The following is a 19,541-nucleotide window of genomic DNA, read 5'->3' on the forward strand; positions in this document are numbered from 1 at the left end:
CAGCGGCCGGCCCCCGTTCGGATGGCCCCTCAGGAGGGCGTCGCGCCCCAGCGGCGGAGGTCGAACGTCGGGTGCTGGGCGGCCGCGTTGGCGTCGCGCCAGATCCGCTGGACCGGCGCGTCGTCGTAGATCACGGCCGAACCGGACGCCTCGTACACCGCGTTGACGACCTCCCGGCACCGCGTCCCCGCGTACGCGATGTCCCGGCGCATCCGGGCCCGCTCCTCGGCCGTGCCGCCCGGCGTGGAGGAGGCGGCGAGGGTGTCCAGGTCGGCGAGGAGCATCGCGCGTGCGGTGTCGACCGTGGCGGTGAGCGCGGACACGTCGAGCCCGGAGGCGCCGCTCGGGGAGCCCGCGTAGGTGTCCAGGGCCGCCCGTGCCGCGCCCAGGAGGACGCCCGCGAGCGCCACCGTGCCGACGGCGGTGAACGCCATCCGGTACGGGGTCGTCCTCGGGCGGCCGTGGGGTGCGGGGCTGCCGGGGTCGAGGGCGCTCAGCGGGAGCACGCGGTGGTCGGGGACGAGGAGTTCGGGGACGGTGAACGAGCGGCTGCCCGTACCGCGCAGGCCGCTGGTGTGCCAGTCGTCGATGCCCACGGTCCGCTCCTGGGGGAGCAGCATGACGTGGGGTTCCGGGTCGGCTCCGGGGGCGGCCGGGGCGTTCACCCCGGCGACGATCCACTCGGCGTGGTCGATGCCGGAGCAGAAGCGGCCCCACATGCCGCGCAGCAGGTAGCCGCCCGGGACGCGCTGGGCGGGCGGGCCGCTGAGGCGGAGCTGGAGGGCGACGCGGGTGGAGGGGGCGGAGAACACCTCCTGGCGTGCCTCCACGGGGAACTGCGCGACGGTCCAGGTGTTGCCGCCCATGACCGCGCGTACCCACCCCACCGACGCGCAGCCCCGGGAGAGCTCCTCCGTGGTCAGCAGGGCGGTGGCGAAGCCGAGGCCGCCGCCGCCCCAGACGCGCGGGGTCAGGACGTCGAAGAGGCGGGCGTCGTCCAGGAGGCGTACGGCCTCCGCGGGCAGGGTGCGCAGCCGGTCGGCCTCGGCCGCGTACGCCCCGAGGCGGGGCGCGATGGCGCGGGCGGCGGCGACCGCTTCGTCGTGCGAGGTGGCGGGGCGGGGGATGTCATCGGGGTGCGGCGCGTCATCGGGGTGCCGCGCGTCGGCGAGTACGGGAGCGGTGGGCGCGGTGCGCTGTGCGCCGGTCGGTACGGAGGCGGTGGTCGGTACGGAGGCGGTGGCGGCGGTCACGAGAAGCTCCAGGGGGGTGTGGGCCGGGCGCAGCCGTCGTGGGTGAAGTACGGGGAGAGCGCGGGGTCCTGGGGGAGTGCGGCGATGTCGGTGACCACGGCGCGGGCGGGGATGCCGGCCGCGTGGAGGCGGCCCAGCCAGGCGGCGGTGGGGGCGGTGGCCAGTTCGGCCGGGGTCGTCCCGGCCCCCGCGCCGACCGCGATCAGGCCGTCGGCGGTCGGGGCGACGAGACCCGCCTCCGCGCGCTGCGTCCCCGGGGCCTCGTCCAGGCCGCGCAGCAGGGGCCGCAGCAGCACCCGGGAGGCGCCGAGCAGCGAGGAGTCGACGCGCAGGCGGCCCGTCGCCGCGCCGGACTCGCGGGCCAGCAGGGCCGCCAGGACCGATTCGGCAGCCAGGTGGCCGCCCAGCACGTCCAGCAGGGCCACCAGCGAGGGGGCCGGGGCCCCGTCGGGCGTCCGTACCGTGTCGGCGACGCCCGACCACGCCTGGACCATGGGGTCCGTCCCCGCCGGGCGCGGGCCGTCGGGTGCGCGGTCCCAGGCGGAGGCCCAGGCGTAGATCAGCCCGGGGCGGGCGCGGGCCAGGTCCTCCTCGTCGAGCCGGAGCCGGGCCGCCTCGCCCGGGGCCCAGGTGTGCAGGAAGACGTCCGCCTCCGCCACGGTCTCGGCGACCGCGCGGCGCCCCGCCGCCGTACGGATGTCGGTCTCGCGGACCTCCTTGCCCGCGTTGAGCGCCGTGAACCGGGCCGAGACCCCGCCCGCCAGCGGCGCCGCCCCGCGCGAGGGGTCGCCGCCCGGCTGCTCGATCCGGATGACGTGGGCCCCGAGCGCCTGGAGCACGGAGGTGGCCAGCGGTCCCTGGACGCCCCGGGTGGACTCGACGATGCGCAGCCCGCCGAGGGGGAGCTGGGGGAAGCCGGTGTGGGGGCGGGAGGAGGTGTACGGGGGTGCCGGGAGGCCGTCGCGCTCGTCCCGGGGGAGTTCGCGCAGCTCCCAGGGGTCGTCGTCGTACCGTACGTCGCTGTCGGCGCGCCGGTCCGCGAGCGTGCGCAGGGCGCAGAGGCCCATCCCGGTCCGCTCGGCGATCAGGAGGAGGTCTGCGTAGCGGTGGCGGGCCGCGCACTGGGCGAGCGTGGTGATCAGCGGGGCGGCGGCCCGGGTGTGGCGTGCGGCGAAGGCCCGCCAGCTGTTGGCGATGTCCTTGGCGGGGGCGCCGACCGCCTTCCAGAAGTCGCGCCAGGGCTGGACTTCGAGCGCCTCCACCTCGAAGCGGACCCCGTCGGCGGAGAGGAACGGCGGGCGGGCGGCGCGACGGTAGGGCGGGCTGGGGACCTCTTCCGGTTCGTCCCCGGCGGTGGCGGCGGCCACGTACGGGCCGAGGGAGAAGAGGGCCGCCTCGGTCACGCTGACCCGGGCCGAGCGGACCGGGGTGCCACGCAGGCCGGAGAGGGCGGCGGCCAGCAGGGCCTGGGTGGCGACGACTCCAGTGAGGGTGGAGAGGTAGTCGGTGCCGAGCGGGCGGGGGCCGCCGTTGGCCCGGCCGTGGAGGGCCATGAGGCCGGTCGCGGCCTGGGCGGTGGTCTCGTCGAAGGGGGTGGGGTCCCCGGTGGGCCAGCCCCGCAGGGTCAGGTCCGTGCCCCGGGCGTGCGGGCCGCTGAGGCCGATGACGGTCTCCGGGCCGGCCGTGGCGTACCGGTCCTGCGCCGGGGCCGCGCTCCCGTCCGGGTGCCAGGGGCCCGAACCGGGTCCGAACCGGGCGCCGAGCCGGGTGAGGTGGTCGCGGACGACCTCGGTGGCCGTGGCGAGGCCGGCGGGCGGGGCGGGCGGCAGGTGGACCAGGTGGCCGTCGAGCGGGAGGGCTTCGCTGGTGGTGAGCGGGGAGAGCGGTGGCGCGGATGTCAACGGGTCCTCCGGGGTGGTCCGGTGGTGGTGTCCGGGGGCGGGCGGCGCGGGCGGGCGGCGCGTTTCGGACGACCGGAGACGAGCTGCTAGTTAGGTTAGGCTAACCATACTCATCTTGGCTGTGGGGTGGAGGATTTCAGCCGGATCAGGCCGCGCGGCGGGGGAGTTGAGGCCAGGTGGGCCCGATGGGCGGAGCGGGGCTGAGCCCTGCCTGTACCGAGGAGTACAGTCTCCGACGCCCTGGCACGCCCGTCCCGGTGCGGCGACGCTCCGGACGGCGGGCGGCCCCACCCCCGTACCCCCAGGTGACCGATGTCCGGCATAGCCGAAGCCTCCGAACGAGCCGAGCAGGATCCGCGCGACCGCACGCAGAGCGGTGAACAGGCGGAACTCGACACGGATGTGTGCGAGCGTCGCTCCCTGCGGCTCAGACGCAGGCTGGAGCGGCTGATCGGGATCGCGGCCACCGAGGGGAACTCGCTGGTTCCGCTCCGTAACGGTGACCAGATCTTCGGTGCGATGCTGAAGGCGATCCGCGAGGCGGAGCACACCGTCGACATGATGACCTTCGTCTACTGGCGGGGCGACATCGCCCAGGAGTTCGCCGAGGCGCTCGCCGAGCGGGCCCGGGCCGGTGTCCGGGTCCGGCTGCTGCTCGACGGGTTCGGCTCGCGGCTGATCGAGAAGGGTCAGCTGGACATGATGGACGAGGCCGGGGTGACGGTGGCCTGGTTCCGGAAGCCGCTCTACCTCTCGCCGCTGAAGCAGAACCACCGCTGTCACCGCAAGGTCCTCATCACCGACGAGTCGATCGCGTTCACCGGCGGCGTCGGGATAGCCGAGGAGTGGTGCGGCGACGCGCGCAACGAACACGAGTGGCGGGACACCCATGTGCAGGTCCGCGGCCCCGCCGTCGACGGTCTGGCCGCCGCCTTCGCGCAGAACTGGGCCGAGTGCCAGGACGAGCTGTTCGACGAGCGCGACCGGTTCGTGGCGAGCGACCACCACGGTGACGCGGTCATTCAGGTCGTGCGCGGCTCGTCGTCCTTCGGCTGGCAGGACATGCAGACCCTGATGCGGGTCGTCCTGGAATCCGCCGAGGAGCGCATCCGCCTCACCACCGCCTACTTCGCACCCGACGACTACTTCACCGGGCTGCTCTGCGCCGCCGCCCGGCGCGGGGTGGAGGTCGAGATCCTGCTGCCGGGCCCGCACACCGACAAGCGGGTCTGCCAGCTCGCCGGTCAGCGCCACTACGAGGAGCTGACGGCCTGCGGGGTGAAGATCTACCAGTACCAGCCGACGATGATGCACACCAAGACCGTCACCATCGACCGGGTCGCCTCCCTCATCGGCTCCACCAACTTCAACCGGCGCTCCCTCGACCACGACGAGGAGGTCATGCTCGCGGTCATGGACCGCGAGTTCACCGACGCGCTCGACGCCCACTTCGACGAGGACCGCGAGAAGAGCGTGCTGATCGAGCGCGGGCGGTGGAAGCGGCGCGATGTCCTCCAGCGGGTGCGGGAAGCGGCCGTCGTACCGATCCGCCGCTACCTCTGAGCCGGGCGGCGGGGTGTGGGGCGGGGGCTGACCGGGCAGGCGGGGAGAGCAGCGTCCGTCCTAGCGTCCGTCTTGTGAAGGGAAGGGCCCATGAGCGTCTCAGCCGACACCTCGCCGGCACCGGCAGCCGCAGTGATCACCGAGCCCCTGCCCGACCTCCAGCTCCAGCTGCTCATCCAGCTCCTGGACGAGGATCCGCGCTCCAGCCTGCCGCTCACCCTGACCCACCCCGGCGGTCTGCTGCACGGTGACGTCATCGGCCACGAGCAGTGGAAGGCCGAGTGGTCCAGGAGCCTGCGCCAGGTCGAGGGCGAGGGCGCCAACCTGCTGGCCGAGTTCCCCGAGACCGTCGACCAGGGCGTACGGGAGCTGCACGGCCGGGAGCAGGACGCGGAGACGTCCCGGCTGCCGCGCTGGATCCACCTGCGGGATGTGACGCTGCTCGGCGGCGCCATGAGCGCGGTCTCGCTGCCGCTGTGGCGCGGACGGCTCGCGGACGTGTCGGGGTGGGCGCTGGGGCGCCCGCAGTAGGGGGACGGTCGGCCGGCTCCTAGAGTTGCGGCATGACCACCGACAACGGCTTAGCGACCGGTACCCCGGAAACGCCCGTCACCTTCATCAACGTCTTCGAGATAGCCGCCGACGAACTCGACGCGTTCGTCGAGAAGTGGGAGGAGCGGGCCCGTCTCATGCGGGACAAGCCCGGCTTCACCGACTCCCGGATGCACCGGGCCCGCTCGACGGACTCCCGCTTCCAGCTCGTCAACGTCTCCCACTGGGAGAGCCAGGAGGCGTGGGAGGCAGCCACCGCCGACCCCGACTTCGCCTCCCGGACCCGGTCCGCGCGCGAGGAGACCCGGCAGCCGGTCACACCGAACCCGGCGGTCTACGACGTCGTCGTGGAGCTCACCGCGCCCTAGGGCCTGTCGTCAAACTGCCGCCTGCCGGGCGACGCCTGGCACGCCCGCTCGCGGCGTTGCCGCAATGCCCTGGTAGCTCCGCTACAAGACCATTCCGGCGCCTTGCGATCGCACGCACCAGACGCCGCCCGGCCGCCCTCCGGGCGACGACGGCAGTTTGACGACAGGCCCTAGGCACTCCCGTACGCGCGTACGCGATCGGCCCCGGCACCTGCGGAAACAGGTGCCGGGGCCGGTCGCGTACGTACAGCAGAGAGGGTCAGAGCCGCTCGGGCGTCCGGATGCCCAGCAGCGCCATCCCCTGGTGCAGGGTCCGGGCGGTCAGCTCGACCAGGAAGAGCCGGTTCTCGACGACCTCGGGCGCGTTGTCCGGGCTGAGTACCTGGCACTGGTCGTAGAACGTGGTGAGGTGCGACGCCAGCTGGTAGAGGTACGCGGCCAGCTTGTGCGGCTCGAACCCCGACGCGACCTCGGAGAGCACCTCGCCGAACTGGTCCAGGTGCAGGCCGAGCGCGCGCTCCGCCGGGGCCAGCGCCAGCTCCGGGTGGGCGGCCGGGACCGCGTCGCCCGCCTTGCGCAGGATGGACCGGATACGCGCGTACGCGTACTGGAGGTACACCGACGTGTCGCCGTTCAGCGACACCATCTGGTCCAGGTCGAACTTGTAGTCCCGCACGGCCGAGGTCGACAGGTCCGCGTACTTCACGGCGCCGACGCCGACGTACCGGCCGTTCTCGACGATCTCCTCCTCGGACAGGCCCACCTTCTCGGCCTTCTCCCGGACGACCGCGGTGGCCCGCTCGACCGCCTCGTCGAGGAGGTCCTCCAGCCGGACCGTCTCGCCCTCACGGGTCTTGAACGGCTTGCCGTCCTTGCCGAGGACCGTGCCGAAGGCGAGCTGCACGGCCTTGACGCCGTCGCCCAGCCAGCCGGCCCGCCGGGCCGTCTCGAAGACCATCTTGAAGTGGAGCGACTGCCGGGCGTCCACCACGTAGAGCAGGGTGTCGGCCTTGAGGTCCTGGACCCGGTTGCGGATCGCGGAGAGGTCGGTGGCCGCGTAGCCGTAACCGCCGTTGGTCTTCTTCACGATGAGCGGGACCTGGTTGCCGTCCGGGCCCTTCACATCGTCGAAGAAGACGCAGAGCGCACCCTCGGAGCGGACGGCGACACCCGTCTCCTCCAGGATCCGGCAGGTCTCCTCCAGCATGTCGTTGTACCCGGACTCACCGACGATGTCGGGGTCGCGGACCTCCATGTCGAGCTTGTCGAACACCGAGTAGAAGTAGATCTTCGACTCGTCGACGAAGCCCTGCCACAGCTCCAGCGTCTCCGGGTCGCCCGCCTGGAGCGCCACCACCCGGTCCCGGGACCGGGCCTTGAACTCCTCGTCGGAGTCGAACAGGACCCGCGACTCCTTGTAGACCCGGTTCAGCGTCGACATCGCCGCCTCACCGTCCGCCGCGTCACCCTCGTGCTTCAGGGCGCCCGGGTGCTCGATCAGATACTGGATGAGCATGCCGAACTGGGTGCCCCAGTCGCCGATGTGGTGCCGCCGGACGACCTCCTCACCGGTGAACTCCAGGATCTTGACCATCGCGTCGCCGATGACCGCCGACCGCAGGTGGCCGACGTGCATCTCCTTGGCCACGTTCGGCTGGGCGTAGTCGATGACCGTGGTGCCGGCCGCCGCGTCCACCGGCACGCCGAGGCGGCCCTCGGGGTCGGCGGCCCGGGCGGCCAGCGTCTCGACGATCGCCTTGTCGGTGAGCGTGATGTTGAGGAAGCCGGGGCCGGAGACCTCGATGTCCTTGATCAGCTCACCGGCCGGGAGGGCGGCGGTGACCTGGCCCGCCAGCTCCCGCGGGTTGCCCTTGAGCTTCTTGGCGAGCGCCAGGATGCCGTTGGCCTGGAAGTCGGCCCGGTCGCTTCGGCGCAGCAGCGGGTCCGCGGTGCCGGCATCCGGCAGAGCTGCCGTCAGGGCGTCCGCCAGCTGCTGCTGGAGCGTGGAAGCGAGGGAAGGGACCGAGGCCATGTCTGGCTGCCGTTTCCGTAGGGGGTACAGGGGGTCTCCCTTGGATGACCAAGGGTTTCCTTGGAATACCAAGGGTTCTCCCGAGTATCCCACGGGGTGTAAAGCCGTTTTCGCGCTACGGGGGGTAGCTGGGAGAATGGTCGGTAACCCACTGGGACCGACAGACGAGAGAAGGACGTGCCGACCGTGGCCGAGAGTCAGACCAGCACCGAGACCGACTGGGTCTCCCGCTTCGCGGACGATGTCATCGCCGAATCGGAGCGTCGTGCGCCTGGCAAACCGGTCGTCGTCGCCTCCGGGCTCTCCCCGTCCGGCCCGATCCACCTCGGCAACCTCCGCGAGGTCATGACCCCGCACCTGGTCGCCGACGAGATCCGCCGCCGCGGGCACACCGTGCGCCACCTGATCTCCTGGGACGACTACGACCGCTACCGGAAGGTCCCCAACGGGGTTCCGGGCGTGGACGAGACCTGGGCCGAGCACATCGGCAAGCCGCTGACCTCGGTGCCCGCCCCGGCCGGCTCCGCGTACGCGAACTGGGCCGAGCACTTCAAGGCCGCCATGACGGCGGCCCTGGACGAGCTGGGCGTCGAGTACGACGGGATCAGCCAGACGGAGCAGTACACCGCGGGCGCCTACCGCGAGCAGGTGCTGCACGCGATGAAGCACCGCGCCGACATCGACGCCGTACTGGACCGCTACCGGACGAAGAAGGACCCGTCCGCCGCTGCCGCCTCTCAGAAGAAGAAGCCGCAGCAGCAGAAGAAGGTCGACGAGGCCGAGCTGGAGGCCGCCGAGGGCTCCGGAGCCGCCGACGAGGACGACGGCAGCGGCAACAGCGCCGGCTACTTCCCGTACAAGCCGTACTGCGGCAACTGCGAGAAGGACCTCACCGTCGTCACCTCCTACGACGACGACACCACCGAGCTGAACTACACCTGCTCGGCGTGCGGCTTCGCCGAAACGGTCCGGCTCAACGAGTTCAACCGCGGCAAGCTGGTGTGGAAGGTCGACTGGCCGATGCGCTGGGCGTACGAGGGCGTGATCTTCGAGCCCAGCGGCGTCGACCACTCCTCGCCCGGCTCCTCCTTCGTCGTCGGCGGCCAGATCGTCCGCGAGGTCTTCGACGGCGTGCAGCCCATCGGGCCCATGTACGCCTTCGTCGGCATCTCCGGCATGGCCAAGATGTCCAGCAGCAAGGGCGGGGTCCCCACCCCGGCCGACGCGCTGAAGATCATGGAGGCGCCGCTTCTGCGCTGGCTCTACGCCCGCCGCAAGCCCAACCAGTCGTTCAAGATCGCCTTCGACCAGGAGATCCAGCGGCTGTACGACGAGTGGGACTCGCTGGGCCGCAAGGTCGCCGACGGCACGGTGCTGCCCGCCGACGCCGCCGCGTACGCGCGGGCCGTCCGCACGGCGGCCGGGGAGCTTCCGAGCACCCCGCGCCCGCTCCCGTACCGGACGCTCGCCTCGGTCGCCGACATCACCGCCGGCGCCGAGGACCAGACCCTGCGCATCCTCAGCGAGCTCGACCCGGAGAACCCGCTGACCTCGCTGGACGAGGCGCGCCCGCGCCTGGACCGCGCCGAGAACTGGATCACCACCCAGGTCCCGGCCGAGGCCCGCACCATCGTCCGCGACCAGGCCGACAAGGAGCTCCTCGGCTCCCTCGACGACCAGGGCCGCGAGTCGCTGCGCCTGCTCCTGGAGGGGCTGGACACGCACTGGTCGCTGGACGGGCTCACCACGCTCGTCTACGGCGTGCCGAAGGTGCTGGCGGGCCTGGAGCCGGACGCCAAGCCGACACCCGAGCTGAAGGCCGCCCAGCGGTCCTTCTTCGCCCTGCTCTACCGGCTGCTCGTCAGCCGTGACACGGGGCCGCGTCTGCCCACGCTGCTGCTCGCGGTGGGGGCGGAGCGGGTGCGCAGGCTGCTGGGCGCGTAGCACCGCCGTAGGTACGAGAAGGGCCGCCGCCCGGGAACTCCTCCCGGGCGGCGGCCCTTTCGTCTTCCGTACGTACGCTGCGTGTCAGGCGCTCTGGTCGGCCGTGGCTCGCTGCATGTAGAGGTTCTTGAACTGCGGCATCAGGTCCAGGAGCAGCGCGGTCGAGCGCGGGTGGTGGACGTCGCGCCGGTCGGCCAGGTGGATGTCGAGGGTCTCGACGTTCGGGAACTCACCCACCTCGTCCGTGTACGCGCTGAACTCCTCGTACGCGCGGTCGGCGAAGTCGTTGTCCTCCTGGGACCACTCCTCCAGCTGCGGCGCGTCCTCGGGACCGGGCGCGGGCACGGCGGGCGGCTCCTCGTCGGCGGCCTGCTGCACGGGCGGTACGGGCTGCGCCTGCGGTACGGGCTCCGGCGTCTGCTGGGGCTCTTCGCGGCGGGGGTGCGGGACCGCGCCGATCGTGCCGACGTTGCCCAGGGGGCGGGTGCGTCCGGGGCCCAGGGGGACGGCGGCGGGCGTGGGCTCCAGGCCCTCGGCGTGGAGCGGGTCGTACGCGCTCGCGTGCGGGCCCTCGGGGAGCTTCTGCGCGGCGAACCAGGGGCTGTCGTGGGTGGGCGGGACCTGCGGGGTCTCCACCGCCTGGTGCTGCGGGTGTTGGAGCTGCTGCTGGGGTCCCTGCTTCTGGAGCGACATCGGCTGTTGCTGTTGCGGGTGGGGCTGGGCCTGCTCCTGCTGCGGCGCCTGTTCCTCGCGCCCCTGCCCCTGCTCATACCCGTGCTCCTGGCTCTGCTCCAGGCCCGACACCCGCTCCTGCTCCCGCCGCGGCTCATAGGGCAGTTCGGCCTTCGGGGCGGGCGGCAGCAGGGCCGGCTCGATACCGGCGGCGGCGAGCCCGGCCGGGGCGGTCTCGGCGAGCGGGACGCCGTACTTCGCCAGCCGCAGCGGCATCATCGACTCGACCGGCGCCTTGCGGCGCCAGTTGCGGCCGAACCGGGCCTGGAGGCGGGCCTGGTAGATCAGCCGCTCCTGTTCGAGCTTGATGACCTGCTCGTAACTGCGCAGCTCCCACAGCTTCATGCGCCGCCACAGCTTGAACGTCGGTATGGGGGAGAGCAGCCAGCGGGTGAGGCGCACGCCCTCCATGTGCTTGTCGGCCGTGATGTCCGCGATCCGGCCCACCGCGTGCCGGGCGGCCTCCACGGAGACGACGAACAGGACCGGGATCACCGCGTGCATCGCGGTGCCGAGCGGGTCGGGCCAGGAGGCGGCGCCGTTGAACGCGATGGTCGCGGCGGTCAGCAGCCACGCCGTCTGGCGCAGCAGCGGGAACGGGATCCGCATCCACGTCAGCAGCAGGTCCAGGGCGAGCAGGACACAGATGCCCGCGTCGATGCCGATGGGGAAGACCAGGGAGAACTGGCCGAACCCCTTGGCCTCGGCCAGCTCGCGCACGGCCGCGTAGGAGCCCGCGAACCCGATCGCGGCGATGATCACCGCACCGGCGACGACGATCCCGATGAGTATCCGGTGTGTGCGTGTCAGCGGTATGGCGGCCACCGGCGCTCCCCTCCCCGACTTCTGCTCTCCGTCCGGCATCCACGTCCGGCGCTGGCACAGCCTGGCACATGTGTGCGAGTCGCGTTGCGCGGGGAGGGGCGAAGCCCGGCCCTCGGTGGAGGGCCGGGCTCCGGAAAACGGTGTGCGGCCTGGGAGTTCGGGGCTCCGGGCCGGCTCAGGTCACGACTTGGGCGTGGCCTCCGACGAGGGCTTCTCGGAGCCCTTCTCGTCGCCGTTCTTGTCGTCCTTCTTCTCTTCCTTCGTGTCGTCCTTCTTGGCGTCCCCGGCCGACGGGGAGGCCTCGGCGCTGCCGGCACCGGCGGTGGCGTCGACCTTGCCGACCGCTTCCTTCGCCGCCTTCTGGGCGCCCTTGAGGATGTCCGCCGCGGAGGGGGTCTTCGCCCCCGCGTAACCGGCGCCGTTGTACGTCAGGGTGACGACGACATTGCCCGTACGGGCCACGACCGTGGCGTACTCGAAGTCCTCGTCCGTCTTGTTGAGCTTGTACGTGATCGCCGTGGCCTCGTCGCCGATGCCGGGGGCGGCGGCCGCGGCGGCCTTCTGCGCGCCCTCGCTCGCCTTCTCCTTGGCCACCTGCTTCGTGTAGTCCTCGGTGGCGCGCGCGGCGCCGCTGCCCAGCGACTGGTCCGAGTCGAAGCGGGTGAAGGCGACGGACAGCCAGCGGTACTGGGAGCCCTTGACGCCTTTGTCGTCCAGGCCGTTCCACGAGCAGCTGCCGCGCACCGCGAGATCGCTGGAGCGGCCGGCGGTGCCGCCCTTCTTCTTGGCGTCGGGCACCAGGTCCTTGACCGTGTTCTTCGCGATCGAGGTGCAGGCGTCGGGCAGGTCGGTGAACTTCGCCGGCTCGACCGCGGGCTTCGTCGGCTCGGCCCCGGCGGAGTCGGACGACGAGGAGGAGCCCGCCTTCTTCTCGGCGTCGGAGCCGGAGCCGGAGTCCGACGAGCAGCCGACGGCTACGAGCATCACCGGAACGGCGGCGCAGGCGAGTATGCGGGACAGTCGCGGAGCTGATCGGTGCATGGTTCCTTCACTCGGACGGCACGGAGGTCTCGTTCGTGGTGCCACGTTACGACGGGCGGCGCCCCCGCGGCGCCCTCGTCCCGGCCCCGGGCGGCCCGCGGGCGGGCAGCCCGCAGGGCCCGTACGCGCCCCTACTCGCTGATCACCTCGGCCAGCTTCCGGGCCAGTGCCTGGGCCTTGTCCTGCAGTTCCTTGCTGTCGGGCACCTTGGTGACGAGGGCCGGCTGCTCGCCGTACCGGACGGTGACGATCACGTTCGATGTGCGGAATACCACGCTCACGGTGCGGTGCTGTGCGGTGGAACCTGCCCGTGTGAGGAGATCGTCCAGAAACGCCGCATCTCCGAGTCCGTCGACCACGCGGGGCCGCAGATCCTCGCCGCCGCCCGGCGTTCCCGGGGTACCGGAGGAGGGGTCGGCGGAGGCGGAGGGTGAGGGATCCGCCGAGCCCGTGCCGTCACCGGCCTTCCCGGTCTCCTTCTCCTGACCCTTCTCGCCTCCCCCCGCGCTGGTCGGCGCGCCCTTCTCCGGGGCTGTGCCGGGCGCGGAGCTCCCCGGCAGCTCGGCCGCGTTCTCCTTCTTCACGTACAGGGAGCGGGCGCGGTCGTCGTCGCTCACGAGGGGGTCGTACGACACGACACGTTCGAAGTCGATCGAGAGGTTCCGGGTGGAGTCCGGGGCGTCGGCCTTCCAGCTGCAGCCGACCTTGCGGTCGGTGTCGTACGTGATGGTCGGCGACCCCCGCAACGCCTTCTCCTGCTGCTGCCGGGGCAGCTCCGCGACGCCCGGGAGCAGGTCCTTGAGCGTGGGGCCCGGTACGGCGCGGCAGGGCGCGGGCAGGGTCCGGTACTTGCCCGGGGGCGCGGTGGTGACGGTGGGGCCGCCCGGCTTGCTGTCGGCGTCGGTGGCGCTGCCGTCGGAGCCGGCACTGCAGCCGACGGCGAGCGCTGCGAGGAGCGCGACGCCGGGTACGTACGCCATGTGTCGCACCGTCCCAGGCTCCCTTCGGTACGGAAAACATGTTGCCGCTCGGAGGCGGCCGATGGACACAATGTGTATCGCACGCGCCGCTGTGAATGCCGGTCGGCCGACTTGTTTGCCGACCTTGGGCCCGGTTTTGCGCTTTCAGTCTTTTCGGGGGAATCTCGGGGGAATCGAGGAGTTATGTCGTACGTAGAGGTGCCGGGGGCGAAGGTCTCCATCCGGATGTGGACCGATCCGGCGTCGGTCGAGGACGTGGCGATGCAGCAGCTGCGGAACGTGTCCACGCTGCCGTGGATCAAGGGTCTCGCCGTCATGCCGGACGTCCACTTCGGCAAGGGGGCCACGGTCGGTTCGGTGATCGCGATGCAGGGTGCGGTCTGCCCGGCCGCGGTGGGGGTCGACATCGGCTGCGGGATGTCCGCGGTCCGGACGTCCCTGACGGCGAACGATCTTCCCGGCGACCTGTCACGGCTGCGCTCCAAGATCGAGCAGGCCATTCCGGTGGGCCGCGGGATGCACGACGGCGCGGTGGACCCGGGGAGGCTGCACGGGTTCCCGACGTCCGGGTGGGACGACTTCTGGGGGCGGTTCGACGGGATCGCCGAAGCGGTCAAATTCCGTCAGGAACGTGCCACGAAGCAGATGGGAACGCTCGGATCGGGCAACCACATGATCGAGTTCTGCCTGGACAGTGACGGGAGCGTGTGGCTGATGCTGCACTCCGGCTCCCGGAACATCGGCAAGGAGCTGGCCGAGCACCACATAGGGATCGCGCAGAAGCTGCCGCACAACCAGGGCATCGTCGACCGGGACCTGGCGGTGTTCATCTCGGACACTCCGCAGATGGCCGCCTACCGGAACGATCTGTACTGGGCGCAGGAGTACGCCAAGTACAACCGCGCGATCATGATGGCGCTCTTCAAGGACGTGGTCCGCAAGGAGTTCAAGAAGGCGAAGCCGGTCTTCGAGCAGGAGATCTCCTGTCACCACAACTACGTGGCGGAGGAGCGGTACGACGGGGCGGACCTGCTGGTCACCCGCAAGGGCGCGATCCGCGCGGGCTCCGGTGAGTACGGGATCATCCCCGGCTCGATGGGCACCAGCTCGTACATCGTGAAGGGTCTCGGCAACGAGAAGGCGTTCAACTCGGCCTCCCACGGAGCCGGTCGCCGGATGAGCCGGAACGCGGCCAAGCGGCGCTTCACGGTGCGTGACCTGGAGGAGCAGACGCGCGGTGTGGAGTGCCGCAAGGACTCCGGCGTTTTGGACGAGATCCCGGCCGCGTACAAGCCGATCGAGCAGGTCATGGAGCAGCAGCGCGATTTGGTCGAGGTCGTCGCGAAGCTCAAGCAGGTCATCTGTATCAAGGGCTGAGGTGAGGGGCGCCGTCGCCGGTGGCGGCGCGCCCCTCACCTGTGCTCGCGGCGTCTACGTGCCGGGTGGAACGTCCTCGGGGCGCGGGACCTGCCCGGTCTTCAGCCGCCAGAGGCGTACCGAACAGGAGGCCTTACTGCGGCCCAGCTCGGCGGCTGACGCGGTGTCGTCGTCCAGAGCCAGCAGGACGCGGTCCTCCCACGGCTTCCAGCGGCGGCCGGGCGGACGCACGGGCATCGTCGCCGGGCGCTCCCAGGAGGCCAGCGACGTGGCCGCCGTCCGTTTGCGCGCGAGGGACAGACAGCCCGGGTAGTAGAGGTGCTCGGCCAGCTGGACCGCCGCTTCCTTCGTGTAGACGACGTTGTAGACCCCGTCACGGGCGTTGCGCCCGATCTGCCGGGCGGCTCCCGTGACGACCTTGGCGTACCGGCACAGGTAGGCGCCGACGGCCGCGCTCGCGGTGGTCAGCGAGACGAAGGGCAGCCCTTGTCCCGTGTAGCCGATGGAGCCGTCGGCGTCGATGATTCCGCGCAGATAGTCGCGGCGGGAGAACTCCACCCGGGGCGGGGTGATCCGCTTCGACTTCCGGCCGTAGGGAAGGCCCAGGCCGTTGATTCTCGTCCGGGCCTCCAGGTCGCAGAGGGTCCAGGTGGCCGAATGGTGCTGTTCGGCGAAGTTCGTGGATCGCACGCGCTCGGTGATGCTGCTGTTGTACGGGGTCAGCTGCTGGAACTCGCGGAGGATCGCGATGTCCCGCACGCTGATCTCCACCGACAGCCGGCCCTTCCGGCCGGTGCCGGGTGCCAGGTGGCCGTCGGCCTGCAGGAAGCCGAACATGTAGGCATAGCGGGGATCTTCAAGATCCATGAAGCTCGAAGTGGCACGTGTGGTGGATGGTGCGGGTGCGAGAGCGCCGATCTCGAAGAGTGCGGGCGCGCTAGGGTCGTGTTCAGCCACGGGAAGCCCTACTTCCTTGGTGGTGAGGCCCTCGGCCGGGACGCCAATCCTGACCGGGGGCTGCTGCGTTCTGGTGCGAACGACCCTAGGCAGCGCATGCGGCGACCGGGCGGGTGATCGGCGTTGATCACCCGTACGAGTGGTCGACGGGAGGCGGGGGCCTCAGAGCACGCGGTGGACCTTCGTGTTGGAGGCCTGGGCGCGGGGGCGGACCACCAGGAGGTCGATGTTGACGTGGCTGGGGCGGGTGACGGCCCAGCCGATGGTGTCGGCCACGTCCTCGGCGGTGAGGGGGGCGTCCACGCCCGCGTAGACCTTGGCGGCCTTCTCGGTGTCGCCGCGGAAGCGGGTGGTGGCGAACTCGTCGGTCTTGACCATGCCGGGGGCCACCTCGATGACGCGGACCGGGGTGCCGACGATCTCCAGGCGCAGGGTCTCGGCGAGGACATGTTCGCCGTGCTTGGCGGCCACGTAGCCGCCGCCGCCCTCGTAGGAGGAGAGGGCGGCGGTGGAGGAGAGGATCACGATGGTGCCGTCGCCGCTCGCGGTGAGGGCGGGGAGCAGGGCCTGGGTGACGTTGAGGGTGCCGATCACGTTCGTCTCGTACATCTGGCGCCAGTCGGCGGGGTCGCCGGTCGCGACCGGGTCGGCGCCCAGCGCGCCGCCCGCGTTGTTGACGAGGAGGGCGAGGGAGCGGAAAGCGGTGGCGAACTCGTCGACGGCCGTGCGGTCGGTCACGTCCAGGGCGTAGGCCGTCGCCTCGTGGCCGGCCTCGGTGATCTCGGCGGCGAGCGCCTCGATCCGGTCCTTGCGGCGCGCGGTGAGCACGACCCGGTATCCGGCGGCGGCCAGGGTGCGGGCGGTCGCGGCGCCGATGCCGCTGCTCGCGCCGGTGACGACGGCGATGGGGGTGGCGGTCATGGCGATCTCCTCGGGCAGTTGATCGGTAACGGGAAAAGGATAGGCAGCCGTTGCCCGCCTGGTCCGGGTGTCCCAGGTTCGCGATACGTGACCTACATGACCCGCGTGACGCGCATGACGCACGTGGGCTGTGCGGGTGGGTAAAAGCGCGTCGAGTTCGTCCTTTCATCGGGTTATCGGGTGGTATCCGTATCTTTCGGGCATGGGACTGACGCGTAGAGGACTGTTGATGCCGCTGTCCGCCGCCGTGGCGATGGCGGCGACGACCGTACTGGTGGCGGGCGCCGCCGCGGCGCCCGCCGATGGGGCGCATGCTCCTGGAGCCTCCGCCCCCGCGCCCCGGGCGGACCTCGCCCATCACGGGCACGTCTCCCTCTGGGGCGACCACATCGCGATCCGGATCCGGTCCGAGAACCGGGGGCCCTCCGATGTGACCGCCTCGACCGTACGGCTGCGCTTCTCCGCGCCGCTCGCCGCCGGCCAGGAGTTGCCGTACGGCTGCCTCCGGGGCGGCAAGGCGACCGTGCTCTGCGAGACGGGCGGGCTGCGTTCCGCCGGCGGGGCCCGGCAGACCGCGCTCGACCTGACGCTGGCGGGCCGCCCCGACGAGGTCGTCGTACGGCTCGACACCGTCTGGAGCGGCGGGGTGCGGGACACGGACCGTACGAACGACGGGCACGAGGTGCTCGCGCCCGCGACGGGGGACGCGTACGCCTTCTGAGCCGGTCCGGTCCGGTGGGGCCCGTAGCTACGCCGCCGCGCCCCCGAACTCCCGTACCGCGTCGGCCACGATCGTCTCCAGGTGCCCGTGGTGCGCGCCCCGCCAGTACACCCGGGCGCACTCCGTGCACTGTGCGAACACGTCGTACGCCTGCTGGGTGCCGTGCTCCAGCAGATCGCTCACCGCGTCCTTGTCCGCCCCCGCCAGCGTCCCGTTGCAGGCGGTGCAGCGGGTCCACGGGGCGAGGGCCGGGGCGAAGCGGCCGAGGATGTCGCGGAGCTGCTCCTGGGGGCGGTCGCTGTAGACGTACGCCCCCGCCCAGATCTCCCGGCGGCGCAGCAGCCCGCGGTCCCGGGAGAGCAGGACGCGCCGCTCCCGCGCGGAGAGGGCGGCGAGTGCGGGGTCGCCGATGTCCTCGCTCTCGTACGCCGCGTCCACGCCGAGCAGCCGCAACCGGCGGGCCAGCGTGCCGAGATGGACGTCGAGGAGGAAGCGCAGGGGTGCACCGGGGACCTGCTGGGGGCGCTCGACGGCCTGGACGGCGATGTGTTCGCCCGGCCCGGGGATGTGGGAGCGGTGGGCCGGGGCGCCGTTCACCAGGAGTTCCCCGGCCTCGGTGAGCGGGACGCCGAGGGACTCGATGACATGGCCGAGGGTGGAGGCGCCGTCGGTGGTGAGCCGCGTGGCGCCTTGGCGTCGGTCGTGCGGGACGAAGAGCCGCAGCTCAGGGGCTACTTCGAGGGTGATCTCGGGTCCGTTCACCCGGTCAGGATGCCACCGGGGCGGGGCGGGCTGCCAGGGAATTGGGGGCTTACGGAGGTGGCGCGGCGTACGCCGTCGGGGGCACGCCCACCGTGGCGGTGAAGTCCCGTACCAGGTGGGCCTGGTCGCTGTAGCCGAGGTCCGCCGCCAGCCGCGCCCAGTCCACCGCCGGGTCGGACTCCGCGCGCTCCAGCGCCTCGTGGATGCGGTAGCGGAGGATGACCCACTTCGGGCCCACCCCGACGTACGCGGAGAAGAGCCGTTGCAGGGAGCGCGGGGTCAGGCCCGCGTCCCGGGCGAGCTGGCCGGTCCGGCACACCGAGCGGTCCGTACGCACCCGGTCGGCCAGCTCCATCGCCAGCGCGGCCTGCGGGTCGGGGCGGGGCTCCAGGGCGAGCAGGCAGGCGTCCAGCGCGGCGACCCGGGCGTCCTCGTCGGCCGGGTCCAGGACCGCGCCGACGGACGGCGGCGTACGCAGCACCTCGGCGGCGTCGACCCGGCACCCGGTCAGGTCGCTCAGGGCGTGCTCCGGCGCGAACGGGCGGAAGCCGCCGGGCCGGAACTGCACCCCGCAGACCCGGCCGCGCCCGGTCAGCTTCCGGGTGAAGAGGCCGAGGCCGATGCCCGCCACCTCGGCGTACCCGGCCCGTTCGCGGGTGCTCTCCCCGGCCTCGTACCGCTGGACGACGAGGTTCACCGACGGGTGCGGGACGACGTGGGCGGCGTACGGCTGGTCGAGGTCCCAGTCGATGAGCCAGTAGTGCTCCAGGTAGGGGCGGAGCGCGGGGGCGGGCTCGCGGCGGCGGAAGTGGACGTGCGTGAACAGGTCCGGGGCGTCCACGATGCCCCGGGTGTCGCGGCGAGGTCCGGCGGCGCCCATGACATCGATCCTAGGCCGCGCAGGCTGCGGGGGCTGTCGCGTTTCTTCAAGACGGGGGCGGGTCCCGAAGGGGAGCGTGGGAGCCATGACACAGACGATCGGTGCATTGCTGGAAGCCGCCGCGGGCCGGGCCCTGCCCGTCGTGCGGGGGATCGACGACGGGCAGCTGGGCCGCCGTACGCCGTGCGAGGAGTACGACGTACGGGCGCTGCTGAACCACCTGTTCCTGGTGGTCGTGAACTTCCAGGCCCTCGCGGCCCGGGAGGAGGTGGATTTCGGCCATCAGCCGGAGTTCGTGACGGGTGACTGGCGGGCCAGGTTCGGTGCGGAGACCGCCCGGCTGGTGGAGGCGTGGAGCGTGCCGGGTGCCGAGGAGGGCACGACCGGGCAGATGGGGCTGCCGGCCCGGACGGTGGGGCTGATGGTGCTGGGCGATCTGACCGTGCACGCGTGGGACCTGGCGCGGGCGACGGGCACGGAGTTCGTCCCGGATCCGGGCGTGGTCGAGGAGGTGGGGCCGGGGCTGGCGGCCCTGGCGCCGCAGGCCCGGGAGATGAAGGTGTTCGGTGAGCCGTTCCCGGTGGGGGCGGGGGCCACGGCTTTCGAGCGGGTGCTGGCGGTGACGGGGCGCGATCCGGGGTGGAGCGGTCCGGCCGGGGGCTGAGTGCCGCGTACGCGTTCCGGGCAGGTCGGCCGAAGATCGGACTTCAGCCATTTATTTGGCGTGATCCG

General features: G+C 72.0%; 17 protein-coding genes. 7 read left to right on the forward strand and 10 right to left on the reverse strand.

Annotation, left to right across the window (positions count from 1 at the left end):
* Positions 1 to 29: 29 nt before the first annotated feature.
* The gene (locus R2B67_RS20630; protein ID WP_381075346.1) at positions 30 to 1,253 is read right to left on the reverse strand and encodes an acyl-CoA dehydrogenase family protein; all 1,224 of its coding nucleotides are present in this window, start codon (positions 1,251 to 1,253) and stop codon (positions 30 to 32) included.
* Positions 1,250 to 3,154 carry a CoA transferase gene (locus R2B67_RS20635; protein WP_317820084.1) on the reverse strand — a complete coding sequence of 635 codons (1,905 nt, stop codon included), beginning with the start codon at positions 3,152 to 3,154 and terminating at the stop codon, positions 1,250 to 1,252. The genes R2B67_RS20630 and R2B67_RS20635 overlap by 4 nt, the downstream gene beginning before the upstream one ends.
* A 312-nt stretch (positions 3,155 to 3,466) precedes the next feature.
* Between R2B67_RS20635 and R2B67_RS20640 the strand changes: the two genes are divergently transcribed.
* The 3 genes from R2B67_RS20640 (at position 3,467) to R2B67_RS20650 (ending at position 5,637) form a co-directional block, all read left to right on the forward strand.
* Positions 3,467 to 4,717, forward strand: a complete 1,251-nt coding sequence (locus tag R2B67_RS20640; RefSeq protein WP_317820086.1) for a phospholipase D-like domain-containing protein — start codon at positions 3,467 to 3,469, stop codon at positions 4,715 to 4,717.
* A gap of 90 nt (positions 4,718 to 4,807) precedes the next feature.
* The gene (locus R2B67_RS20645) at positions 4,808 to 5,248 is read left to right on the forward strand and encodes a GvpU-like protein (protein WP_030573783.1); all 441 of its coding nucleotides are present in this window, start codon (positions 4,808 to 4,810) and stop codon (positions 5,246 to 5,248) included.
* Between the two features lie 32 nt (positions 5,249 to 5,280).
* On the forward strand, positions 5,281 to 5,637 hold the full coding sequence (locus tag R2B67_RS20650; protein WP_317820089.1) for an antibiotic biosynthesis monooxygenase family protein: 357 nt from the start codon (positions 5,281 to 5,283) through the stop codon (positions 5,635 to 5,637).
* A 259-nt stretch (positions 5,638 to 5,896) separates the two neighbouring features.
* On the opposite strand, the gene argS is transcribed toward R2B67_RS20650, so the two are convergent.
* Positions 5,897 to 7,669: an arginine--tRNA ligase gene (gene argS, locus R2B67_RS20655; RefSeq protein ID WP_317820091.1), complete on the reverse strand. Its 1,773-nt coding sequence runs from the start codon at positions 7,667 to 7,669 to the stop codon at positions 5,897 to 5,899.
* A gap of 177 nt (positions 7,670 to 7,846) precedes the next feature.
* On the opposite strand from argS, the gene lysS reads away from it, so the two are divergent.
* The gene (gene lysS, locus R2B67_RS20660; RefSeq protein ID WP_317820093.1) at positions 7,847 to 9,613 is read left to right on the forward strand and encodes a lysine--tRNA ligase; all 1,767 of its coding nucleotides are present in this window, start codon (positions 7,847 to 7,849) and stop codon (positions 9,611 to 9,613) included.
* An 84-nt stretch (positions 9,614 to 9,697) separates the two neighbouring features.
* Here lysS and R2B67_RS20665 read toward each other — a convergent pair whose 3' ends face one another.
* The 3 genes from R2B67_RS20665 to R2B67_RS20675 form a co-directional block, all read right to left on the reverse strand.
* Entirely contained in the window at positions 9,698 to 11,170 is a 1,473-nt protein-coding gene (locus R2B67_RS20665; RefSeq protein ID WP_317820095.1) for a DUF2637 domain-containing protein, read from the reverse strand.
* Between the two features lie 180 nt (positions 11,171 to 11,350).
* On the reverse strand, positions 11,351 to 12,211 hold the full coding sequence (locus R2B67_RS20670) for a DUF3558 domain-containing protein (protein ID WP_317820097.1): 861 nt from the start codon (positions 12,209 to 12,211) through the stop codon (positions 11,351 to 11,353).
* A gap of 131 nt (positions 12,212 to 12,342) precedes the next feature.
* On the reverse strand, positions 12,343 to 13,191 hold the full coding sequence (locus tag R2B67_RS20675; RefSeq protein WP_317820099.1) for a DUF3558 domain-containing protein: 849 nt from the start codon (positions 13,189 to 13,191) through the stop codon (positions 12,343 to 12,345).
* Between the two features lie 183 nt (positions 13,192 to 13,374).
* On the opposite strand from R2B67_RS20675, the gene R2B67_RS20680 reads away from it, so the two are divergent.
* The gene (locus R2B67_RS20680) at positions 13,375 to 14,568 is read left to right on the forward strand and encodes an RtcB family protein (protein WP_317820100.1); all 1,194 of its coding nucleotides are present in this window, start codon (positions 13,375 to 13,377) and stop codon (positions 14,566 to 14,568) included.
* A gap of 54 nt (positions 14,569 to 14,622) precedes the next feature.
* On the opposite strand, the gene R2B67_RS20685 is transcribed toward R2B67_RS20680, so the two are convergent.
* Both R2B67_RS20685 and R2B67_RS20690 read right to left on the reverse strand, forming a co-directional pair.
* On the reverse strand, positions 14,623 to 15,525 hold the full coding sequence (locus tag R2B67_RS20685) for a hypothetical protein (protein WP_317820102.1): 903 nt from the start codon (positions 15,523 to 15,525) through the stop codon (positions 14,623 to 14,625).
* A 162-nt stretch (positions 15,526 to 15,687) separates the two neighbouring features.
* Positions 15,688 to 16,446 carry an SDR family NAD(P)-dependent oxidoreductase gene (locus R2B67_RS20690; RefSeq protein ID WP_018512680.1) on the reverse strand — a complete coding sequence of 253 codons (759 nt, stop codon included), beginning with the start codon at positions 16,444 to 16,446 and terminating at the stop codon, positions 15,688 to 15,690.
* Between the two features lie 229 nt (positions 16,447 to 16,675).
* Between R2B67_RS20690 and R2B67_RS20695 the strand changes: the two genes are divergently transcribed.
* Positions 16,676 to 17,167 (forward strand): hypothetical protein, encoded by a 492-nt coding sequence (locus R2B67_RS20695; protein ID WP_317824922.1) that lies wholly within the window; start codon positions 16,676 to 16,678, stop codon positions 17,165 to 17,167.
* Between the two features lie 27 nt (positions 17,168 to 17,194).
* Here the strand turns inward: R2B67_RS20695 and R2B67_RS20700 are convergent, their stop codons facing one another.
* Positions 17,195 to 17,929: a Mut7-C RNAse domain-containing protein gene (locus tag R2B67_RS20700; RefSeq protein WP_317820105.1), complete on the reverse strand. Its 735-nt coding sequence runs from the start codon at positions 17,927 to 17,929 to the stop codon at positions 17,195 to 17,197.
* 49 nt (positions 17,930 to 17,978) lie between these two features.
* The gene (locus R2B67_RS20705; protein ID WP_317820107.1) at positions 17,979 to 18,809 is read right to left on the reverse strand and encodes an AraC family transcriptional regulator; all 831 of its coding nucleotides are present in this window, start codon (positions 18,807 to 18,809) and stop codon (positions 17,979 to 17,981) included.
* 85 nt (positions 18,810 to 18,894) lie between these two features.
* Between R2B67_RS20705 and R2B67_RS20710 the strand changes: the two genes are divergently transcribed.
* Positions 18,895 to 19,473 carry a TIGR03086 family metal-binding protein gene (locus tag R2B67_RS20710; protein WP_317820109.1) on the forward strand — a complete coding sequence of 193 codons (579 nt, stop codon included), beginning with the start codon at positions 18,895 to 18,897 and terminating at the stop codon, positions 19,471 to 19,473.
* Positions 19,474 to 19,541: the final 68 nt, after the last annotated feature.

The sequence above is a fragment of the Streptomyces cyaneofuscatus genome, assembly GCF_033109485.1.
In the GTDB taxonomy this organism is placed as follows: Bacteria; Actinomycetota; Actinomycetes; order Streptomycetales; family Streptomycetaceae; genus Streptomyces; species Streptomyces cyaneofuscatus.

What these genes read in the sequence shown, in the direction of transcription:
- R2B67_RS20640 (WP_317820086.1), top strand. Translation starts at nt 3,467, where the DNA reads ATGTCCGGCATAGCCGAAGCCTCCGAACGAGCCGAGCAGGATCCGCGC.
- R2B67_RS20645 (WP_030573783.1), top strand. Translation starts at nt 4,808, where the DNA reads ATGAGCGTCTCAGCCGACACCTCGCCGGCACCGGCAGCCGCAGTGATC.
- R2B67_RS20650 (WP_317820089.1), top strand. Translation starts at nt 5,281, where the DNA reads ATGACCACCGACAACGGCTTAGCGACCGGTACCCCGGAAACGCCCGTC.
- argS (WP_317820091.1), bottom strand. Translation starts at nt 7,669, where the DNA reads ATGGCCTCGGTCCCTTCCCTCGCTTCCACGCTCCAGCAGCAGCTGGCG.
- R2B67_RS20670 (WP_317820097.1), bottom strand. Translation starts at nt 12,211, where the DNA reads ATGCACCGATCAGCTCCGCGACTGTCCCGCATACTCGCCTGCGCCGCC.
- R2B67_RS20675 (WP_317820099.1), bottom strand. Translation starts at nt 13,191, where the DNA reads ATGGCGTACGTACCCGGCGTCGCGCTCCTCGCAGCGCTCGCCGTCGGC.
- R2B67_RS20680 (WP_317820100.1), top strand. Translation starts at nt 13,375, where the DNA reads ATGTCGTACGTAGAGGTGCCGGGGGCGAAGGTCTCCATCCGGATGTGG.
- R2B67_RS20690 (WP_018512680.1), bottom strand. Translation starts at nt 16,446, where the DNA reads ATGACCGCCACCCCCATCGCCGTCGTCACCGGCGCGAGCAGCGGCATC.
- R2B67_RS20695 (WP_317824922.1), top strand. Translation starts at nt 16,676, where the DNA reads ATGCCGCTGTCCGCCGCCGTGGCGATGGCGGCGACGACCGTACTGGTG.
- R2B67_RS20705 (WP_317820107.1), bottom strand. Translation starts at nt 18,809, where the DNA reads ATGGGCGCCGCCGGACCTCGCCGCGACACCCGGGGCATCGTGGACGCC.
- R2B67_RS20710 (WP_317820109.1), top strand. Translation starts at nt 18,895, where the DNA reads ATGACACAGACGATCGGTGCATTGCTGGAAGCCGCCGCGGGCCGGGCC.